Source organism: Klebsiella sp. C349492 (assembly GCF_042055345.1).
Classification (GTDB): Bacteria; Pseudomonadota; Gammaproteobacteria; order Enterobacterales; family Enterobacteriaceae; genus Klebsiella; species Klebsiella scottii.
This window is the reverse complement of sequence record NZ_JANQCE010000007.1, coordinates 213,994-233,777: the sequence shown is the minus strand read 5'-3', so window position 1 is coordinate 233,777 and position 19,784 is coordinate 213,994. Positions and strand designations below refer to the sequence as shown.

General features: G+C 55.5%; 17 protein-coding genes, 1 tRNA gene and 2 pseudogenes. 8 read left to right on the top strand and 12 right to left on the bottom strand.

Annotated elements, in window-relative coordinates:
* Nucleotides 1-55 precede the first annotated feature (55 nt).
* From NWP14_RS22940 to NWP14_RS22910, 7 genes are read right to left on the bottom strand one after another with little or no spacing between them, the layout of a single operon-like run.
* Nucleotides 56-862, bottom strand: coding sequence for a phosphate/phosphite/phosphonate ABC transporter substrate-binding protein (locus NWP14_RS22940; RefSeq protein ID WP_375216061.1), 807 nt, complete (start codon nucleotides 860-862; stop codon nucleotides 56-58).
* Nucleotides 859-1,863: an ornithine cyclodeaminase family protein gene (locus tag NWP14_RS22935; RefSeq protein ID WP_331833678.1), complete on the bottom strand. Its 1,005-nt coding sequence runs from the start codon at nucleotides 1,861-1,863 to the stop codon at nucleotides 859-861. Before NWP14_RS22935 ends, NWP14_RS22940 begins: the two co-directional genes overlap by 4 nt.
* Entirely contained in the window at nucleotides 1,860-2,831 is a 972-nt protein-coding gene (locus NWP14_RS22930; RefSeq protein WP_095104479.1) for an ABC transporter ATP-binding protein, read from the bottom strand. The genes NWP14_RS22935 and NWP14_RS22930 overlap by 4 nt, the downstream gene beginning before the upstream one ends.
* 12 nt (nucleotides 2,832-2,843) lie before the next feature.
* Nucleotides 2,844-3,476 carry an ABC transporter permease gene (locus NWP14_RS22925; RefSeq protein WP_331833680.1) on the bottom strand — a complete coding sequence of 211 codons (633 nt, stop codon included), beginning with the start codon at nucleotides 3,474-3,476 and terminating at the stop codon, nucleotides 2,844-2,846.
* A complete protein-coding gene (locus tag NWP14_RS22920; protein ID WP_045856957.1) occupies nucleotides 3,473-4,096 on the bottom strand; it encodes an ABC transporter permease in 624 nt (207 codons plus the stop codon). The genes NWP14_RS22925 and NWP14_RS22920 overlap by 4 nt, the downstream gene beginning before the upstream one ends.
* Nucleotides 4,096-5,640: a histidine ammonia-lyase gene (gene hutH, locus NWP14_RS22915; protein WP_095104473.1), complete on the bottom strand. Its 1,545-nt coding sequence runs from the start codon at nucleotides 5,638-5,640 to the stop codon at nucleotides 4,096-4,098. The genes NWP14_RS22920 and hutH overlap by 1 nt, the downstream gene beginning before the upstream one ends.
* A gap of 9 nt (nucleotides 5,641-5,649) precedes the next feature.
* Nucleotides 5,650-6,531: a glycine betaine ABC transporter substrate-binding protein gene (locus tag NWP14_RS22910; protein ID WP_095104471.1), complete on the bottom strand. Its 882-nt coding sequence runs from the start codon at nucleotides 6,529-6,531 to the stop codon at nucleotides 5,650-5,652.
* Nucleotides 6,532-7,271: 740 nt separating this feature from the next.
* Here NWP14_RS22910 and NWP14_RS22905 point away from each other — a divergent pair.
* The 5 genes and pseudogenes from NWP14_RS22905 to NWP14_RS22885 all read left to right on the top strand — a co-directional run bounded on the left by NWP14_RS22905 (nucleotide 7,272) and on the right by NWP14_RS22885 (nucleotide 10,394).
* Nucleotides 7,272-8,297 carry a methionine ABC transporter ATP-binding protein gene (locus NWP14_RS22905; protein WP_375216060.1) on the top strand — a complete coding sequence of 342 codons (1,026 nt, stop codon included), beginning with the start codon at nucleotides 7,272-7,274 and terminating at the stop codon, nucleotides 8,295-8,297.
* Nucleotides 8,290-8,958, top strand: coding sequence for a methionine ABC transporter permease (locus NWP14_RS22900; RefSeq protein ID WP_045856968.1), 669 nt, complete (start codon nucleotides 8,290-8,292; stop codon nucleotides 8,956-8,958). Before NWP14_RS22905 ends, NWP14_RS22900 begins: the two co-directional genes overlap by 8 nt.
* Nucleotides 8,959-8,975: 17 nt before the next feature.
* On the top strand, nucleotides 8,976-9,788 hold the full coding sequence (locus NWP14_RS22895; protein WP_095104466.1) for a MetQ/NlpA family ABC transporter substrate-binding protein: 813 nt from the start codon (nucleotides 8,976-8,978) through the stop codon (nucleotides 9,786-9,788).
* A 129-nt stretch (nucleotides 9,789-9,917) separates the two neighbouring features.
* Nucleotides 9,918-10,108, top strand: a pseudogene (locus tag NWP14_RS22890) (hypothetical protein); the annotation flags it as partial.
* A gap of 13 nt (nucleotides 10,109-10,121) precedes the next feature.
* Nucleotides 10,122-10,394: a LysR substrate-binding domain-containing protein gene (locus NWP14_RS22885; RefSeq protein WP_223261821.1), complete on the top strand. Its 273-nt coding sequence runs from the start codon at nucleotides 10,122-10,124 to the stop codon at nucleotides 10,392-10,394.
* A gap of 100 nt (nucleotides 10,395-10,494) precedes the next feature.
* Here the strand turns inward: NWP14_RS22885 and NWP14_RS22880 are convergent, their stop codons facing one another.
* On the bottom strand, nucleotides 10,495-12,525 hold the full coding sequence (locus NWP14_RS22880) for a TonB-dependent siderophore receptor (protein WP_370525602.1): 2,031 nt from the start codon (nucleotides 12,523-12,525) through the stop codon (nucleotides 10,495-10,497).
* A 195-nt stretch (nucleotides 12,526-12,720) separates the two neighbouring features.
* Complete coding sequence (locus tag NWP14_RS22875; protein ID WP_095104462.1) at nucleotides 12,721-13,689, bottom strand: helix-turn-helix transcriptional regulator; 969 nt, start codon at nucleotides 13,687-13,689, stop codon at nucleotides 12,721-12,723.
* 231 nt (nucleotides 13,690-13,920) lie between these two features.
* On the opposite strand from NWP14_RS22875, the pseudogene NWP14_RS22870 reads away from it, so the two are divergent.
* The 3 genes and pseudogenes from NWP14_RS22870 to sigJ form a co-directional block, all read left to right on the top strand.
* Nucleotides 13,921-14,027 (top strand): annotated as a pseudogene (locus NWP14_RS22870) (transposase); the annotation flags it as partial.
* Between the two features lie 708 nt (nucleotides 14,028-14,735).
* On the top strand, nucleotides 14,736-15,179 hold the full coding sequence (locus tag NWP14_RS22865; RefSeq protein WP_095104460.1) for a carboxymuconolactone decarboxylase family protein: 444 nt from the start codon (nucleotides 14,736-14,738) through the stop codon (nucleotides 15,177-15,179).
* 1 nt (nucleotide 15,180) lies between these two features.
* Nucleotides 15,181-16,080 (top strand): RNA polymerase sigma factor SigJ, encoded by a 900-nt coding sequence (gene sigJ / locus NWP14_RS22860; RefSeq protein ID WP_095104458.1) that lies wholly within the window; start codon nucleotides 15,181-15,183, stop codon nucleotides 16,078-16,080.
* 773 nt (nucleotides 16,081-16,853) lie between these two features.
* Here the strand turns inward: sigJ and NWP14_RS22855 are convergent.
* The 3 genes from NWP14_RS22855 to NWP14_RS22845 form a co-directional block, all read right to left on the bottom strand.
* Nucleotides 16,854-16,929 (bottom strand) — tRNA-Phe (locus NWP14_RS22855).
* A gap of 115 nt (nucleotides 16,930-17,044) precedes the next feature.
* Nucleotides 17,045-19,132: a DUF1176 domain-containing protein gene (locus tag NWP14_RS22850; protein WP_375216059.1), complete on the bottom strand. Its 2,088-nt coding sequence runs from the start codon at nucleotides 19,130-19,132 to the stop codon at nucleotides 17,045-17,047.
* A gap of 68 nt (nucleotides 19,133-19,200) precedes the next feature.
* A complete protein-coding gene (locus NWP14_RS22845; RefSeq protein ID WP_095104556.1) occupies nucleotides 19,201-19,776 on the bottom strand; it encodes a transcriptional regulator in 576 nt (191 codons plus the stop codon).
* Nucleotides 19,777-19,784 lie beyond the last annotated feature (8 nt).

The following is a 19,784-nucleotide window of genomic DNA, read 5'->3' as shown; positions in this document are numbered from 1 at the left end:
AACGATGTAATAGCATACGGCGCGAATAATGGGGCGACAGCATGAAACGCCGTTTTCAGCGCAGCATGTCATAGCCTCTGGAGAACGCAACTTCTTCCCGGTCGCAAAGCACTTGCCAGGCGTCGGCGGAGGGGGCGATAAATCCCCGAAGCCCCAGAGGCCGTAATAGCGTGGCATCTTGTTCTGTATTCAGCGTCAGCAACGCCGTTTGCAGCGCCATAATGACCTGCTGGTCAACCATATCGCTTGCCACCAGTAAAGGCATCGGTGCGGGCGCGCTGCGCGCCAGGATACGCACATGGCGCGTTAATTCCTGTTCATACCGGCGCAGCAGCGACCAGGCATAGCTATCCAGCGGGCCGACATCCGCTTCGCCCGCCGCCAGCGTTTCCAGCACGCGTCGCGGGGTCACCAGCGGCCCGACAAGGGTGCTATAAAGCGTTTTTCGCGATTCCCTAAGGTACGCCGACAGATGATAGCGCACCGCGTTATAGCCGGAGTGCGACTCAGGGTTGGTATACGCCAGCCGCCCGCCGAAGGTCTCTTCCAGCCTTTCGGCGGTAGACGACTTCGGCACCATAAACAGGGTACGGTAGTGCCCTGGTATTCCTTCTCGGGCGGCGTCTTCCGTAATCGGCACGGCCACGGGGCGTACCGGAAAGCGCCGCTGCGCGAAGGGCCAGCCACACATGAATACCGCCAGCAGATCGGAACGAGTCCACAGCCCTTCCAGCCTGGCTGGGGCAGGGTAGTCAAAAATCTCTGCCTTCAGCCCGGCGCGGCGTACTGCTTCGAGCAGGAGCCTTTTCCACCCCTCTGCGGCCGTCGGGGTGACCGAGTACATTCGCGCGTTAACGATCACCGGTAGCGTAGCTCCTGACCAACACCCAGCGCGCGAGCTTTCTCCAGCATCGCATGCCCCAGTGCAATATCGCTTAGCGACAGCCCGCGATGCCAGAAGAGGATGGTTTCGCCATCGTTTTCACGACCGGGTTTCGCCCCGGCGACAATTTCGCCCAGCTCGGCATGCAGGGTATGCTCGCTTAATTTTCCGGCCTCTACATGGGCCCGTAGCGATCCAAACATGCCTCCTTTGCACTGTCCCCAATCGTCCACCACCAGCTTATCCATAATGTCGGTAAGCGACAGCTCCACGGCGCTCATGGTGCCGTAGGGCACGACAAAGGCGCCGGGTTTTATCCACTCTGTTTTTAACAGCGGCGTCGGCGCATCAAGACGCGAGGCTTCGACCACAATATCCGCGTCACGCACGCAGCTTTCCCAGTCGTCGGTGACGATGACTTTTTTGCCGAGATCCTGCTCCAGACGGCGTGCAAAAGCGTCACGGCTTTCCGGGCGACGGGAATGAATGCGGATTTCATCAAAATCATAAATGCTGTTGAGCAGACGAACGTTCCAGTAAGCGGTGCCCCGTGCGCCGATATGCCCCAGCACCTTACTGTCGCGGCGGGCGAGGTGGCGCGCGCCAAGCGCGGTAAGCGCGCCGGTGCGCATATCGGTAATCGCCGACGCATCCAGAATGGCAACCGGCATGCCGGTGCGCGGATCGAAAAGGTTCAGCAGAGCCATTTCCGAGGGCAGCCCGAGCGTATAGTTATTGACATAATCGCCGACGATTTTTACCCCCGCGAGCCCCAGCGGCTCGATATAACCGCGCAGTACGTTAAAGTGGCCGTTAAACGCTTTATCGGGAATTAAATGCACGCGCGGTTCAATGACGGTTTTTTTCTGCCCCTGCGCTCGCAGCCCGTTCTCCACCGCCGCGAGGATTTCCGCGTCCGTGAGCTGCAGTTGGTCAACATCAGGGCCGTTTAGCCAGGTTAAATGTATGCTTTGAGTCATAAATTTCTCTCATAGGTCGTATGGTCCGCATCGGGCCGCACGTGGGTGAAAAGCCGCTGGCGGGTTAATACGCCGACGGGCGAGCCGTATTCGGTGACGGTGATGCTGTCGGCGTGCCGGGAAAGCATCAGCGCCAGCGCGTCTTTCAGGGTGGCGTTCACGTCGAGCCGCTGTGGATGATTAGCGGTCAGAGACGTTTCCATCGCCTGGGCCACCGGGGTAATAGCAAGAAGTTTCAGCGCTGCATCGCTGCCGACGAAAGCCGCGACGAACTCATCTGCCGGAGCCGAGAGCACTTCGGCGGGAGGGGCGTATTGGCACAGTCGCCCTTCGCGCATAATGGCGATGCGATCGCCCATTTTGATGGCCTCATCAAGATCGTGAGTGACGATAATCACCGTCTTTTTCACGCGCTGCAGAATCTGCTTAAACTCGGTCTGTAATCGCCCGCGAACCAAGGGGTCGATGGCGCCGAAAGGTTCATCCATCAGCATGACGGGCGGGTCCGCTGCCAGCGCGCGGGCAACGCCTACCCGTTGTCGCTGACCGCCGGAAAGCGCCGCAGGAAAGCGGCTGGCGTATTGCCGGGCATCCAGTCCTACCAGCTCAAGCAACGTTTCCACCCGTGTCTGAATGCGCGCGGTGCTCCAGCCCAGCAGACGCGGCACCGTGGCAATGTTGTCCGCGACGGTCATATGCGGAAACAGCCCGACGTTCTGAATGACGTAGCCGATATGTCGACGCAGCATCACCGGATCTTCCGCTGCGACATCGTGCCCGTTTACCCAGACACGCCCGGAGGTGGGCTGTTCCAGGCGGTTAATTAGGCGCATGGTGGTGGTTTTGCCGCAGCCGGAAGGGCCAATCAGGGCCGTGGTGGTTCCCTCTTCAAACGTCATGGAGAGATCGTCAAGCGCTTTACGCGGCGAACCGGGATAAATTTTGCTAATATTTTCCAGTTTAATCATTAGATTAGCCCTTTAACCAGGTCGATAAAACAGACGCTCTAGCAGGGCGAAAAGCGCTTCGATACCCACAGCGAGCAGAATAATTGGCACCGCGCCTACTAACAGGCGCGACATGTCCATGATGGCAATGCCGGTGGTGACAAAATCACCCAGACCGCCGCCGCCGATAAATGACGCCAGTGCCGCTCCGCCGACCACCTGTACGGCGGCGGTACGACAGCCGGCGAGGATACCGGGGGCCGCCAAAGGCAGCACGATTCTGCCTGTTACCTGCCAGGGGGTGAGCCCCATGCCGTGCGCCGCTGAGAGCGTATCCGGGTTAACGGACTGAATGCTGGTGCACGTGTTGAGCAAAATCGGCGGCACGGCCAGCACCACCAGCGCGACGACCGAGGGCAGCAGGCCAATGCCGAGAAACGGCATAACTGCCGCAAGGATCGCAAGGCTTGGGATCGTCCGCAGCGTGCTGGTGCCGCTGGTGATGATAAAGGCGAGGCGAGGGAGGTTTGCGATCAGCACACCCGTCGGGATCGCAATAATCAGGGCGATGCTGAGCGCAAGCCCACACATCGTCAGATGCTGCCACACCGCCTGCCAGAACAGCGGCTGGTTATCCAGCACCCATTGCCATGCCTGCGTTATCATTGGCTTCTCCCTTGTGAAATACGCCGCTGGAGCCGGACAAAAAACAGATCCGCGCCGATCGCCAGCAGTGACGTTAATCCGCCGCCGATAAATATTTTCTCCGGATAGCGCTGATCCAGCCCGGCGAGAATAATCGAGCCAAGCCCACCGGCGTTGATATATGCCGCGACCGTAGCGATGCCGATAAGCGTGGTGGTGGCAATGCGCAGGCCGGTGATGATGAACGGTAGCGCCAGCGGCAGCTCCACTTCGCGCAGATTGCGCCAGGTGCCGTACCCCATTCCCCGCGCCGCTTCGCGGACGTCCAGCGGAACAGCGTGAAAACCGGCAGCAATATTGCGGGTGAGGATCATCAGCGCATAGGCCGTCAATCCGACGATAGCCGGCAGCATGCCGATGCCGAGCCACGGAATGAGCAGGGCGAATAGCGCCAGCCCAGGAATGGAAAAAATCATGCCGGTTACCGTCATCACCAGCGCGTACAGCCGCGGGCGGCGGGCGGTGGTAATGCCGAGAAACAGCGAAATAACGAACGCCATCAGCATCGCGGCGCCGACCAGTACCAGGTGCTGCCAGAGCGCCAGTAGAATGTCGTCATAGTGTCGTGTCGCCCAGCGCATCAGGAGGTCTCCAGCAATACGGCCTGGCCTGCAAGCCATTCCGGCTGCATTATCGCGTCGGCCAGAATGGAAATGTCGCCAGCGCTGGCGCGGTCTTCATCCAGCGGCGCCACCCGGGCGCGGATTTTGTCATGTAGCGCCGCTGCATAGCGCCCGGGCTGCGGGGCCTCCTGAAGATCCAGCGCCTGCGCAGCCACCAAAAGTTCAATTGCTACCAGATAGCGTAGGCTTTCCATGAGTCGCGTGGTTTTGGCTACGATGCCCATTGCCTGCGAGGCGTAATCTTCAACCCGATCGGCCACCGGTATTGTCAGTGGGGAGAGCGGCTGGGCATGGTGCGCGATATCACTGACCAGTGCGGAAACCGTTTTTTGCAGCGTGGCGAAACCTGTCTGCCCGGTGTGGCGGGTGAGAAAACGCGGCAGGCCGCTGGCGGCGGGCGACATCAGTTTCATGATGCGTTCACCGCTGCACGCGGCATGGCGGGCGAGGGCCAGCCCGAGGCTTTCCAGCGCCAGCGCCAGATGCGTGACGTCAAAATTGGCATTTGCCAGCACCAGTTCCGGCTCTGCCAGCAGGCCGGGGTTGTCGTCGGCGCTGTTGAGTTCCAGTTCGACCGCCGCGCGCGCATTTAGCCAGGCGTGGCGCACGCAGGCCAGCACCGGTGCGACGCAGCGGAAGCTGAGCGGATCCTGCAAGGCGCGTGCGCCGTCGGGCTGGAGCAGCGGGCTGCCATCCAGAAGCGACAGCAGCCAGGCGGCGGTTTCTGCCTGCTGCGGCGCAGGGCGCATTCGCGCCGCCCAGGGCGTTAGCGGCGTAACGTTGGCGCGAAACGATTCAAACGAGAGCGCTATGGCACCCGCGTGAGCGTTTATTAACCGGGCTATATCCAGCAGAAGCAGCGCACCGAGGCCGACGCTTGCGGCATTGGATGAGACAAGCGCCAGCCCGTCTTTTCCGCGCAGCGGTGCAGGCGCCACTCTAGTCTGGTTCAGCAATGTGGAGACCGATTCCACCGAGCCCCGATATTCGGCCTCGCCATCGGCAACGAGCGCACGGCCGATATGCGCCAGCGGCGCGAGATCCGCTTCGCCGATCGAACCGATAAGCGGAACTCGGGGATGAATACCTTCGTTGAGAAAGGCCAGCAACGTCTGCACCACGGGCAAAGAAATGCCCGATGCGCCCTGTGCCAGGCCCGCAAGACGCGCCAGCATTATCGCGCGGACCTGTGCAGGCGTTGCCTGCGGCCCTACGCCCACTGCCCGCGCCAGCGGGATTCGCCGCTGAATTGCCTGTAGCAGATCCTCATCATGGCGGCCGCCCTGCGCGTGCAGTACCGTGGTATCGACATTTGCGCCGAGTCCGGTGGTGACTCCATAGATACGCTTTCCGGCGCTGATGCTGCGCATCAGAAAATCAAAAGATGCGCCAATGGCCTGCTGCGCCTGCGTTCCCAGCGCGACAGTCTGGCCGCAGTCGGCGACCGCCCGCACGTCTTCAAGCGTGAGCGGTGCATCACCCAGCATAAGTGTCGTTGTCACGATCGTACCCTATTTGATTAGGCCCTTTTTGCGCAAAAAGTCTTCCGCCACATCGCTCGGTTCTTCTTTATTCTTTTCCACTTCCGCATTCAGTTTTTGCATGGTGGCGTTATCAAGCAGTTGGCTGACGTTATTTAAAATGTCGCGAACCTGGGGATGCGCCTGCAGCGCCGCGTCGCGCACAACCGGTGCAACTTCGTAAGGAGGGAAGAGGTGTTTGTCATCGTCAAGCGCAACGTACTGGTTTTCAGCGATTTGCCAGTCGGTGGCAAAGCCGTTTGCTACGTCGATTTGCCCGGCAGCAAGGGCGTCGTAACGCAGGCCGACTTTGGCAAACTGGCGGAAGGCTTTAAATTTAATGCCATAGGTTTGCTCCAGCCCTTTCAGACCGTCCTGGCGATCGCCAAACTCTGCGCCTGCCCCAATAGTCAGTTGCGGAGCGGCTTTAGCGAGATCGGAGAGCGTTTTCAGGTGGTATTTTTCTGCCGTCTGTTTGCTAACCAGCAGCGCGTAGCCGTTGTTCACGCGGGCAGGCTGTAGCCAGGTAAGATGGTATTGCTGCTGGTAGGCGTCGCTGACCTGTTTAAATACCTGTGCGGCGTCGGAGGAGGGAGTGCCTTTCACCACCGCGCTGAGCGCCGTACCGGTATATTCCGGATACATATCAATTTCGCCTTTCAGCAGAGCCGCGTGGGCGATTAAGGTTCCGCCCAGGTTTGTTTTACGCTCAACGGAGAGGCCCGACTGCTCCAGCGCACGGGCATAAATTTCCGCCAGGATATATTGTTCGGTAAAGTTTTTACTGCCAACAACGAAATCTGCTGCCTGCGCCTGCACGGTAATCAGACCCAGCGCCAGCCAGGATGCTGCCAGTTTGTTTTTTATGTTCATCCCCGGTATCTCCGAAAAAAAAGCATGAATTTACTTGTATATACAAACCAGCGAAGCTAGCAGCATAAGGATGAGGGATGAAATAGAAATTCATTCTTTCTTATAACGAAAATTGCAAAGCAAGCTCTGTTGATTCTCTCCTCGCTAAATAAGTACTCCAGATAGGCGTTTCAGGCAGCTGAGAGTTTTATCTGCGTGGGTTTCTGCCAGCATGGTTTGAGGGTCGAGGCCAAAGCCCAGACGGCGTTCTTTATCTCTGAGGCTATAGCGGAAATACTATAGCTTAGTGCCGCTGGTAGGTACTGAGGCCTTGCGAGTCGGGGAGTTTGTATAATTTTACGAGAGGTTTTGCTGAGCGGATCTTGCTGTCAGTTAACATCTGAGGGTTATTCCAGTTGTCGATCGGAAAGACTTTTTACGCCAGCCTGTTGAATCAAAAAAATAGGAGTTCATAGAAGTGCAAATGCCGGTCTGATACCACATTCAGCGCCACCGTCCAGTGGTGCAATCATTTCGTTGCAGCCCTGTCCCAAAATCCCCTGTTTTCAGAACGCCAGAGGTTCAATAGCTACGTTTATATTCTTTATAGATATAATTCATATCATTTCAGTCATTTCCAATAGTTTTCTTCCTGCTTAATATCATTTGGGAATTAGTTCTATCAATAATTCACATATAATAATCAGTTTAATTAATCAATATATTTGCTGATGTGACGGCAGAAAACAGGCTGGAGATGGATGATAGTTTTACGCAACGTTTCTAAAATATTTAATGTCCGTTCCGGTCAGGTTACCGCCGTTGACAACGTCAGTATGCAGGTTGAACAGGGCCAGATTTACGGGATTATCGGCTACAGCGGTGCGGGGAAAAGTACCCTAATTCGCCTGTTGAACGGCCTGGAAAAACCCACTTCCGGCTGTGTGATGATTAGCGGCCAGGATATTGCTCAGGCCAGCGGCGAAGTGCTGCGCCGGGCACGGCTGAAAATCAGCATGGTGTTCCAGCATTTTAATTTGCTTTGGTCGCGTACCGTCAGTGAAAACATCGCCTTCTCGTTGCAAATTGCCGGGGCACCAAAGGCGGTGATCCAGCGCCGGGTGCGGGAGCTAATTGAGCTGGTCGGCCTGAGCGGTAAAGAACGTGCTTATCCCTCCCAGTTGAGCGGCGGTCAGAAGCAGCGAGTGGGGATTGCCCGTGCGCTGGCCAACAGCCCGGATGTACTGCTGTGCGATGAGGCTACCTCGGCGCTTGACCCTCAGACTACCGACGCGATCCTCGATCTGCTGCTGGATATCAACCGCAAGTTGAAGCTGACCATTGTGCTGATCACTCACGAGATGCATGTAGTACGCAAAATCTGTCATCGCGTGGCGGTGATGGAAGCGGGCCGCATTGTGGAAGAGGGCGAGGTATTGTCAGTCTTTACCCACCCGCAGCAGCCAATCACCCGCCAGTTCGTGAAACAGACCGCCGTATACAGCAGCGCCGATACTCCGTTTAATGCTGACCTGGTGGATGCTGGGGCAGGATCTGTGCTGAAACTGACCTTCGTTGGGCAGAACACTCAGCAGCCGATCGTCGGTGAGTTGATACTGAAGTACGCCCTGCCATTTAATATTTTGCACGGAAAGATGATGCAAACTGCCAACGGCACCTTTGGTGAGCTGTGGCTGCAGGTTCCTGCCTCTGGCACGCAGCTGGAAAGCATTCTGGCCGATCTGCACGCCCATGAAATTTCAACCGAGGTGGTAAAACATGTTTGAGTCTCTGTTCCCGCATTTGAAAGTTGACCAGCTGTGGGCAGCCACCGGTGAAACGCTGTATATGACTGCACTTTCCGGGTTGGCGACCTTTGTGCTTGGCATCCTGTTTGGACTGGCGCTGTTTCTGACTGCGCGCGGTGGCCTGTTCCAGAACCGCGCCATCTACGGCGTGATTTCCATTCTGGTAAATGTGTTCCGCTCCATTCCTTTCATTATTTTGATCGTTTTGCTGATCCCGTTTACCAAAACGCTGATTGGCACCATTCTCGGCGCAAACGCAGCGCTGCCCGCGCTGATTGTAGGTGCGGCACCGTTCTATGCCCGTCTGGTGGAGATTGGCCTGCGCGAAGTGGATAAAGGCGTGATTGAAGCGTCGCGCTCAATGGGCGCGCGGTTGAGTACGCTGATTTTCCGCGTGCTGTTGCCGGAGTCTTCGCCCGCCCTGGTTTCCGGTATTACCGTGACGCTGATTGCGCTGGTGAGCTACAGCGCGATGGCAGGCGTCATTGGCGCAGGTGGCCTGGGTAATCTGGCATATCTTGAGGGTTTTCAACGTAACCACGGTGATGTAACTCTGGTAGCGACGGTAATGATTCTGGTGATTGTTTTTGTCATCCAGTTTTTAGGTGATGTTCTGACCACATGGCTCGATAAACGTTAACTTTTAGGAAAATCTAAATGAAAAAAACACTGACGCTGCTGGCTGCAGCAACCCTGGGTGCCATGAGCCTCAGCGCATGGGCGGACACGTTGACCGTTGGCGCATCCAACGTACCGCACGCTGAAATTCTGGAGCAAGCGAAGCCAATTCTGGCGAAGCAGGGTATCGATCTGGAGATCAAACCGTTCCAGGATTACATCCTGCCGAACACTGCGTTGGCGAGCCATGATATAGATGCTAACTATTTCCAGCATATTCCGTATCTGAACAGCGTACTGAAAGATCACGCGGGCGATAAGACCTATGATTTTGTCAGCGCGGGCGCAATTCATATCGAGCCAATCGGTATCTATTCCAGGAAGTTTAAGTCACTGAAAGACCTGCCGGAGAACGGCAAAGTGATTATGCGTGATGCGGTGGCGGAAGAGGGGCGGATTCTGTCTATCTTTGAGAAAGAGGGCGTGATTAAGCTGAAGCCAGGCGTGAGCAAGATCGATGCGCGCATTACCGACATCGTTGAAAACCCGAAGCACCTGAAGTTCCTGCCTAACGTTGAGGGCGCGTTGCTGCCGCAGATGTATAACAATGATGAAGGCGATGCGGTGGTGATTAACGCCAACTATGCGATTGATGCGGGCCTTAACCCAGTTAAAGATCCTATCGCGGTAGAGAGCGGTGAGAATAACCCGTATGCTAATATTATTACCGTGCACCGCGGTGATGAGAATAAGCCGGATATTAAGGCACTGGTGGCCGTGCTGCACTCAAAAGAGATTCAGGATTGGATCCGCACTAAGTATAAAGGCGCGGTGATCCCTGTCAGTAACTGAGTTTTTACCGTCTGAGGTTTCGGACTGGGGGAACTGAAATAGCGTGGAAAAGCCGGCCTTGTGAGCCTGTACATAAGATTGTGTCATTGCCTGATTTTGATAGGTTCAATCCACCATCAAAAACAGGTTGTGTTATGGACAAAAAAACAGTTGCAGGCTCTGGCTAACGAACTGGCCAAAAATCTCAAAATCCCTGAAGATCTCAGCCAGTTCGCTCTCCTCCTGAAGAAAATCGGCGTTGAGGCGGCTCTCAACGCCGAAATGTCCTACCTCCGGGCTACGATAAATATCAGCCCACATCGGGGGGTAACGCCCGTAACTCATCGCCACGTTTTGAGCGGCGGTCATCTGCATGTACTCCCCGCTGGTGAATTCCCCCCCATCCGGGCCGCAGCGACGGAAGGAATGGGATCGGACTCTTGCCCCCCCTTTGTTGTGAAACGGGGACTGAGCGAAGGCAAGCTGGTAGAAGTTTTGCCGGGAATAAGTGCGGCAGAGCTCGCCGTCCATGTCATATATCCCAGCCGCAGACATCTACCAGCGCGTGTTCGAACATTTATTGATGAGTTGCGAAGATATCTGAACAGCGACTGCTTCCCGCCATAAACAGCGAGGAGCAGTCACACCGTTACAGTTTGCTGCTTAACGACCCTTCCAGCTACAGGTATGGATACCCTGGTTATCGAAGGGCTCAAGGCGCTAAAGATCAGAAATCGTAACCCACGGTGGCAACGATGGCGCGTTCCGCTCCCCAGTAGCAATAGCCGGTACCGTAGCAGGCGGCCACATATTTACGATCGGTCAAGTTATTAGCGTTCACCTGTAGCCAGGCTCCTTTCAGACTGCTGTTCCAGGCTCCGAGATCCGCGCGTACGGAAGCATCCATCAGCGTGACAGACGCTAAACGGGTACTGTTTTCGTTATCAGCCCACTGTTTACCGATGTAGCGCACGCCTGCGCCTGCGGACAAACCGTAATCAAACTGGTAGCGCCCCCAGGCGGAAGCCATAGAGTTGGGGGACAGGTACGGTGTGTGGCCATCGTTGCCGTCAACCGCGTCCTTAAAGCGCACCCGGCTTAAGGTATAACTGGCGATGATGCTCAAATTCGACGTCAGCTGGTTATGCGCTTCCAGCTCGATCCCTTGTGAATGCACTTTCCCTACCGGCTCGTAGTAAGCCTCACGTACGATGCGATTCCCCACGTCTTTCTGGGTCAGATCGTATATCGCAATGCTGTAGAGATCCCTGGTACCGACCGGCTGGTATTTCACCCCGACTTCATACTGCTCTGCGGTGGTGGGTTTCAGGATACTGCCGTCCTGCCCGGACAGCGACTGTGGCGTAATAGCCTGACTATAGCTGACGTAAGGTGAAATACCGTGGTCGAAAGCATAAAGCAATGAAGCTCGGCCGCCGACATTGTCGTCCTGACGGCGATGTTTTACACCGGTTGAGTAGGTATCCGTCTGTGACACAATGCGGTCATAGCGGCCAGAAAGATCCAAATGCCAACGGTTCCACACCGCCTCATCCTGCAGATATATCCCCGTCTGATAGTAACGCCGCTGACTGCCATAGAAGTCGTAATTATAACGGGCTCCTACGGCTTCCCCTGTACGGGCGTTCAACTGATTAGCGTAGCCACTCGCGTCTCTGAGATCGTTTTTGTACTGATGGTATTCCGCGCCGAGCACGACTTTATGCTGGAGATCACCGGTGTTGAAGTCCGCTTCCAACTGGTTATCGATCGCCCAGGCGTCCAGGGATGACCGCGAGCCGGAATAGTAGCGATTCAACAAGTCCGAATTGCTGGAGTCCCAGCCTATCTGATACACCTGATCGAGATCGACATTAGAGTGGGAATAACTGGCATTAGTGCGGAACGCCCAGGTTTCGTTGAAGCGATGCGCAAACGCCAGACTATAGATCTGCTGGCGGCGTTTAAACTGATCGAGGCTACTGTCGCCATCATAGAAACCATTACTCAGTTTATAGCCGTTATGTTCGGTAATGCTGCCTTCGCCCGGTACAGCGCTGTGGTAACCCCCGGAAGGCGCTTTTTCCAGATAGGCTCGCAGTAGTAGCGAGGTATCTTCACCGGGTTGCCAGAGCAGCGACGGAGAAATGGCGTATTTTTCTTCACGCGTGTGCTGGTACTGTGTATCGCTGGAACGCGTCAGGCCAGTCAGGCGAAACGCCAGCTGATCGTTAATCGCGTTGGTGTAATCAAAAGCGGCCCCTTTGGTGTTATTGCTGCCGCCAAGCAGGCGTATATGACCCTGTTCTGTGAACAGCGGATTTTTTGAGGTCTCCATCACCAGACCTCCAGGGACAGTCTGGCCATACAGTGCGGAGGACGGCCCTTTAATCACGTCAATACGTTCCAGGAACCAGGGGTCGACTTGTAACACGTTATAACTACCGGCATCACTCATCAGCCGCAGACCATCGAGGAAAACGTTGTCAACGTCGCTACCGTGGAACCCTCGCAGAGACACCGTGTCATAGCGCGTTGCCGCGCCGGCAAAGTTGGTGAAAGCTCCGGCGGTGTAGTTCAGCGCTTCATTGACAGTTAAAGCGCCTTGATCTTCCATCTGTTGACGGGTAATGACTGAAATCGACTGCCCGGTGGTGATCAACGGTTTGTCTGTTTTGGTCGCTCCTTTACTGCTGGTAACCGTGTAGCCGCTGGTTGGTGCATCCGCAGAGTCCACTGCAGAGCCAATAACCGTCATGCTATCTTCGGCAAAGCCGCAGGAGGGAACGGTGGCTGCCAGACCACACAAAAAAACAGAACGTTTCAGCGTAAAGGCGATCCCCATTATCAAATCCTCATTATTTAAAGCGCAGGAAACGTCATTATCACTGCATCGTGCCGTTTTCAGGCTATGCGCGGCGATGAGTTATGTATGAGCAACAACAAAAGAGGGTTAACTATTGCGTACCGCGCTTGGCGCGATACCGTAGCGGCGGCGAAAAGCAGTGGCAAAATTCGTGGCGTGTTGATAGCCGGACATCCAGGCCGCCTGCTGGACGCTGTAACCCTGTTGCAGATGGTGATACGCCAGCGCCAGTCTACAGTCACGTAGGTAATCGAACACCGAGTCGCCATACGCCTGACGAAACTTGGCGCTCAGACTGCTGGGGCTCATTGCCGCGTTGCGCGCCAGCTCACACAGCGTATGCTCCTGTTGTGGCTGCTGTTCCAGTCGCTGGCGTACGCTTTCAAGCCGTCCCCACTCGCCGGGAGAGAACAGGGGCGATACCGGACATTCCGCCGTCATTGCATGCCCCAGAACCTGCATCGCCACTCCGTTCAACATTAACTGGCGTGTTATGAGCGGGGAGTTGGACGCCAGAGCGGCATGGATGCCGGCCAGTAAGTACTCCGGCACAGACCACAGATAACAAGGACATTTCATCTGCCCCCATTCGAATAGCAGCTCAGTCATTGCCGGCAATAGCTGCAGGGTCTCAGGAGAGAATCCCAGCACTATCGTCTTCAACTGCGTATCCGCCAGATGACTGACATTCATCACCCATTGCTCGCCTAATCGGGTGGTTAGCGCCATCCCCGGACGCACGATAAAATACCGTTCTCCCAGACGAATGCGTAAGCAGCCCTCCAGAATAATTAGCGTGTACATCGGTGAACTACGCAGCGAAGTGGATTCATACGGCTGCATAACCTGCACGTGGGAATGGGTGAGCCGAATGCCGGATGGCAGCAGCATCTCTTCAACGCTCCCCCGTACGACAATGCGCCGATCTTTATCGCTACTGTAGCGCGACGAAAGCGCCGGAAAACGATAGTCGATTCCATAACGTTCGCCAAAATCTAAGAAGTCTTCAACTAAGAATGATTGCGCCGACGGCGTGGCGGCGTGATGATTGGTCATGTTCGTCACAGGAAATCAGGAAACGATGGTGAAGTATTATCAGACCAAAGAGATATAACGAACAAGAGGAAACGATAATTATTCTCACTTATATCGGCGATTCTTTTGAATCGCCACGGGTTTAACAGCCACCTCAGAGTCATTTTTGGACTTGATCTCCTCCCTGAAAACAGTGCCAGTCTAAACTGAAGTATCCGGTCTTTATTCCTGCTCACAGAGAGGCTTATTGCCATGAAAAAGATCCGCTATACCGAAGAACAGATTGCATTTGCGCTGAAACCGGCACCCGCATCGGGGAAGTCTGCAGAAAGATGGGGATTTCCGAGACAACATTTTACATCCATGGACTACTTCTGTTTTGCAAGTACTGAATCTGGTTTTGGGTTGTTACTTACATCTATCCGGCATCAGGAAAATCTGTGCCCAAATGGGTAATCCGTACGCAATCGCTTCAACAACTGGACGGCCTCAAAGGCCAGTATAAAAATCAGGTTCCGATTGTGCAGGTGCAACCTGTCGCCATTTCTCAGTACGCTGCAACTTTTCTGGCCGGGTAGTAACTTCCCACTGCCTGATACTCGGTCTCATTTTTCAGCATCGACCAGATTATTCTCGCGTTTTTGTTAGCGACCGCCACGGTCGTTTTATTAAATCCGCGCCGTTCCTTATCAATGTATGGATGTGGTTTTACATGACCTTCTGACTTCTGAACGGCCACGCGCTGGATATCACATTGTGGATGCCAGCTGCTGCAGGATACAGGCCAGTTGCTGCCGGTTCGGCCCTGTAACTGAGGGGGCACTCCGGCCGCCTTACCTCTTAATGACGCCCTCGATACTATCCGTGAGATATATTGTAAGAAGCTACGAAAGATTCCCCGTCAGCTTCACGGGATTTCATTCCTGAGAGCTGGAAAAGGCACCTGTATAAATAACCGGTAACTGTCAGATCAGGTCTGAGCTAATAAATTTTATTGTCCGGACGGTCACAACTCACCTCTCTCATTCGTCATCTTTATGTGCTAACTACATAAATGAGGAATTGAAATGTCGACACCTTTAATGAATACCGCCCCGGTAAATCACTCGCAAACTATTGCCAATGTTTTCTCCGCCCTGCTGAAAGTGCATGGCAGTATCGACTCGCACGGTCTGGAACGTAAGATCTACCATCTCGTGTTGTTGTGTGCTTCGCAAATCAACGGCTGTGGCTACTGTGTCAAAATGCATACCAAAGAGGCACGCGAGGACGGTGAAACCGATGCTCGTCTGGACAGCTTGATAGTATGGAGGCATGTCGATGATTTCACGCCTCGCGAACGGGCGGCGTTAGCCTGGACGGAGGCGCTAACGCGGCTTGAACGTCACACCGATTATGGCCCTCTGCGCGCGGAGTTGCGTGAGCACTTTTCTGAGGAGGAAATTAGTGCGCTGACCGCCAATATCACTATGATAAATCTTTGGAATAGAATCCATATTTCCGGCCATTAATATGCAAGACGAAAAGTACGCAGATCTGTTCGAATCCAGAAGGCCGTTTCTGAACGGCCTCGCCTATCGCATTTTAGGTTCTTTGGCCGATGCGGAAGATGCTGTGCAAGACACCTTTATTAAGTGGCTGCATGTGGATCGCCGCCCAATCCTGAATCCAGCTGCCTGGCTAACTACGGTCTGTACTCGTCGCTGCCTTGATCTGCTGCGCGGCGCGCAGCAGGCTCGCACTGACTATATCGGCGTTTGGCTTCCGGAACCTCTTCAGACAATGGCCGTTGAAACATCCGAGCAGCAAATGCTGGACCTTTCATCATCGCTATCAATGGCCTTTATGCTACTGCTCGAAAGGCTTACGCCCCGCGAACGCGCGGCGTATTTGCTTCATGATATCTTTGACCTCCCCTATGCAGATCTTGCCATAACTCTGGACGCAGAAGAGGCAACCTGTCGTAAACTGGTGTCACGTGCGCGGGAAAAGGTTGGCCACCCGCAGGTATGTAGCGTTATTCCAGAGGAACGGCAGGAAGCGTTGCTTGCCTCTTTCAAAGCCGCGGTGGAAACCGGGAATATCAAACCGCTTTCTGCTCTGCTGTCAGAAGATATTGCGCTCAGAGCTGATGGCGGCGGCAAAGTTTCCGCCAATCTGACACCGATTATCGGCAAAATCGACGTTCTTGAGTTCATCGGCGGTAAACTGTCTGCGTTTTGGCGAACCTATGAATGGCGACCCGCGCGCATCAACGGCCTGCAAGGCGTTTTGCTCTTTGATCAAAACCATATCGCAGCGGCAGTCAGTTTTGCTCTTGATATCGATGGCCATCTTGCGCAGATATTTATTGTACGCAACCCGGACAAGCTTTCACGACTCGGACGTTTATGGGAAATACCCCTGCGCTAAAAATGCGATGTTCCAGTCACTGGATAAAACACAACGGGTTTCGTGACGTTCTGTTTTTAGAGCCTAACCTGGCAAGTGAAAACGGCCAGTGGCTTTATCACTCCCGTCGCCGCAGGTTGTGGATCTCCTGTGTGGCAACGGGGCTGATGCAGGGCTGGCATTACTGTCACGGGGTTAACCATCGTGCCGGAGTGGAAGTGCTGGCGCAGACGAAATCCTTCGTAGTTCGATGGAGAGTCCTGCCGCAGAAACGCAAAAACCCGCCTTTTGGGCGGGTTCTCTGAATAGTGGTGCCCGGACTCGGACTAACGCCGAAGGCGTTGAACGGCGCGCCTGCCGCGCCGGCCCCGCAGGGGTGAGCCGCTGGCGGCGAATAATCGAACGTAGTTCGATGGAGAGTCCGGCTGCAGAAATGCAAAAACCCGCCTTTTGGGCGGGTTCTTTAAATAGTGGTGCCCGGACTCGGACTAACGCCGAAGGCGTTGAACGGCGCGCCTGTCGCGCCGGCCCCGAAGGGGTGAGCCGCTGGCGGCGAATAATCGAACGCAGTTCGATGGAGAGTCCGGCCGTAGAAATGCAAAAACCCAGCCATAGGCTGGGTTCTCTGAATAGTGGTGCCCGGCTCGGACTAACGCCGAAGGTGTTGAACGGCGCGCCTGTCGCGCCGGCCCCGAAGGGGTGAGCCGCTGGCGGCGAATAATCGAACGCAGTTCGATGGAGAGTCCGGCTGCAGAAAAGCAAAAACCCAGCCATAGGCTGGGTTCTCTAAATAGTGGTGCCCGGACTCGGAATCGAACCAAGGACACGGGGATTTTCAATCCCCTGCTCTACCGACTGAGCTATCCGGGCAACGGGGCGAATTAAACCGTAATACACTTCGCGCGTCAACCACATTTCTTGATTTTCCTGCCGATTGCTTAACTTTACGGCAGTTTTGCATCGGAAGCCGCGTTTTGGCCATAATTCACATCATACCGTTGTCGCCCTGACGGATTTTCCAGCCGCTAACAGCAGAGATGACGTGGCGTAAGCCGGAAAGGGTATAGTCGCCGATCACCTCTTCATCTTCGCGCGGAGAGCTGATGGTAATCTCCGCATCGACGCCGTGGCGGTAGGTTCCGTGGTGGCTAAAAATCGTGCCTATGAAGCACTTATCATTCAGCCAGACGGGAATATAGGCCACCGTTTCATAGATATAGTTTGAGGGGATGCCGCTGTAGTAGTTATCCGCGTCGTCGGAGGAGGTGCCGGGAGGAATGGGGCAAATCGGCGCGTCGCTATCGGTTTGCGGTTTATCCTTCAGCAGGCTGCCCTGCATGATCTCCAGCGACTTAAGTAAATCCGCCTTATCCCTGGCATTCAGCGCCGGCGTTAACGGCTGGTTTTTCTCCGGCGAGCTGATGGTATCCAGCGTATAGCGGTAGCGAATCGTCACCGCAGGGGTCCTGTCCGTCGGGCTGAACGGACGCAGCAGATACAGATTATCCTCGCCAAACTGACCGTTGTACCAAAGCGCATATACCTGGCCGTTAATTCTGACCCACCGGCTCCACTGGTTGGCCCCGCGCCCGTTGAGGGAGTACAGCGCGCCGGGCACGCCGGCGTCAAAATCATCGTCGTCATCGCTATCGCTGCCGTTGACGCTATCGAAGGTGTCATCACCGCGTTTTAAGACCCCGGTATAGCTGAATAAGCCGGTTCCGCCGACGTAGCTGTCGATAATTAAATCGCGCCTGCCGTCGTTATCGAGGTCGATAAGCGTGAAGCTAACCTTGCCGTTTTCCGAGTCAGCGCTGATATCAGAATGAAGAAACGCCTGCCATTCATCGTCGCTAATATCGGCGGAAGGCTTGTTTGTTGACACTAAGGTATCGTCGGCGTAGGTCAACGTAAAGTTGGTGACGTGCCCGGTGAGCGGGAACTGCTCGGCGATTTTATTTAGCTCCAGCTCCGGATTGGCCTTTTGCTCTTTCAGCACGGCGCTATACAGCGCTTTGAGCGCGCTATTATCGGCGTCTTTCTGCTGCTTAGGACGCACCTGGCTGACGAAGGTTGGCAGCATCCAGGTCCCGCCGGGCGTGATTTCACGACACATGCCGGTGGTATATTTCAGGCTCTGGACAAACGCTTTGCCGTTCCAGACCCGCTCCTCTCCGCTCACGCAGTCGGCGATACCGCGGCCTTTGCTGAAGAACGCGATGACGCCATCGGCATAGCTGGAGGCATCGGTGGAGATCGGCTGAGGTTTAGCCTGCGGCGCGCTATCCACCACCCACATGGCGTAACCGTCGTTATAGGCGGCTCGCCAGCACAGCGCCTGGAGAAGCCAGTGGCTTTTATCGAGAACGGTGGCGGTGATTTGCCGCTCCTGCGCGGGAATATCTTTGTTTTGCCAGTCGTCACAGCGGCTATTCAGCAGCGGGATCAGCTCCGGGAGGAAGCGCTGACGCTGTTTGGCGGTCAGCGGTTCCGGCTGCGCGTTGGCGAGCGTGGGGGCGGCGATAATCTCCGGGGCGGGCAGCGCGTTCAACGTATTGCTATCGTCGGCATCCCCTTTGCGCAGCAGCGCATCCGCAGTACCCTGGCGCTGCTGAAATTCGTCGATCTTGAGAAACACCGCGCTGCTGCCCGCGCTCGAGAGCGATTTGCGCTCTCCGTTGAGCGAAATCTCGATGTGACCGTCGTGTTCCAGGGCCTGAATCAGCGCGGCCGTTTGCGTGCTGTCGAAACGGAAATGGCTGTCGTCTTTGGCATCCAGCGTACCGCGATCCTGATTGTCGATCAGCAGGCGAACGGTGGCGTCAGGGGGGATGTCACGATCGGTCTGGGCAAAAGTCACCTGGCCGGTTACGCGCTGATCCGGGCCTGCGCCGCGGGTCAGTAGGACGCTGACCTCACCGACGTTGATGCCGTAACCCGCGGCCCGGCAGGTGCCGGTATTATCACAGGCCACTTCCCAGTCTTTATATGCGAAAGAAAAACCCTGTACGGGAGCCGCCAGCAGCGATATCGGACATAGCCCGATGATGGCAACCCAAAGGAGAGAACGCATATAAAACCCTGTCAACATATCGGTGAGAGGGAAATTATATGCGCGAAGGATGGGTTAAGATATCGGAATCAGGTTAGCGCGCCGCCCATTCGACATTGGGCAAAGCGCAGGATGTCTTCCGCCAGGCGCTGGGCGGTGTCGACGTCGGCCTGGCTGCGCTTCACCAGCAGGCGGCTCAGACAGCCTTCGATGATAAGCTCCATCTGTTTGGCGACCATCGCCGGATCGTCCACTTCCAACTGGGTCAGCAGCTCGTGCGTATAGGCGAGCGAAGCCTGCTTCTGCTGTTCAGCCAGCTGATGAATCGGATGCTGGGCATCCGGATAAAAGGTGCAGGCAGCAATAAACAGACAGCCGGGATAGCGGTGATTGCTCACGCAGCGGGTCAGCGCCGCATAGCGCGCCAGCAGCTTCTGCTCCGCCGTTAGCGTCTCGTCCAGCAGCAGCTGGCGACGCCATGCATCAACCTGATGGCTGAGATAGCGGAGGGCGTCATACAGGAGCGCTTCGCGGTCTGGCCAGAAACGCTTGAGGTCATCGATCGGATAAGCAACGCGCTCGGCGACCATCTCCAGCGTGGTGTTAGCAATACCTTCGATTTCAAGAATTTGTATGGCCTCACCCAGAACATCTTCACGTTGCACGATTTTCT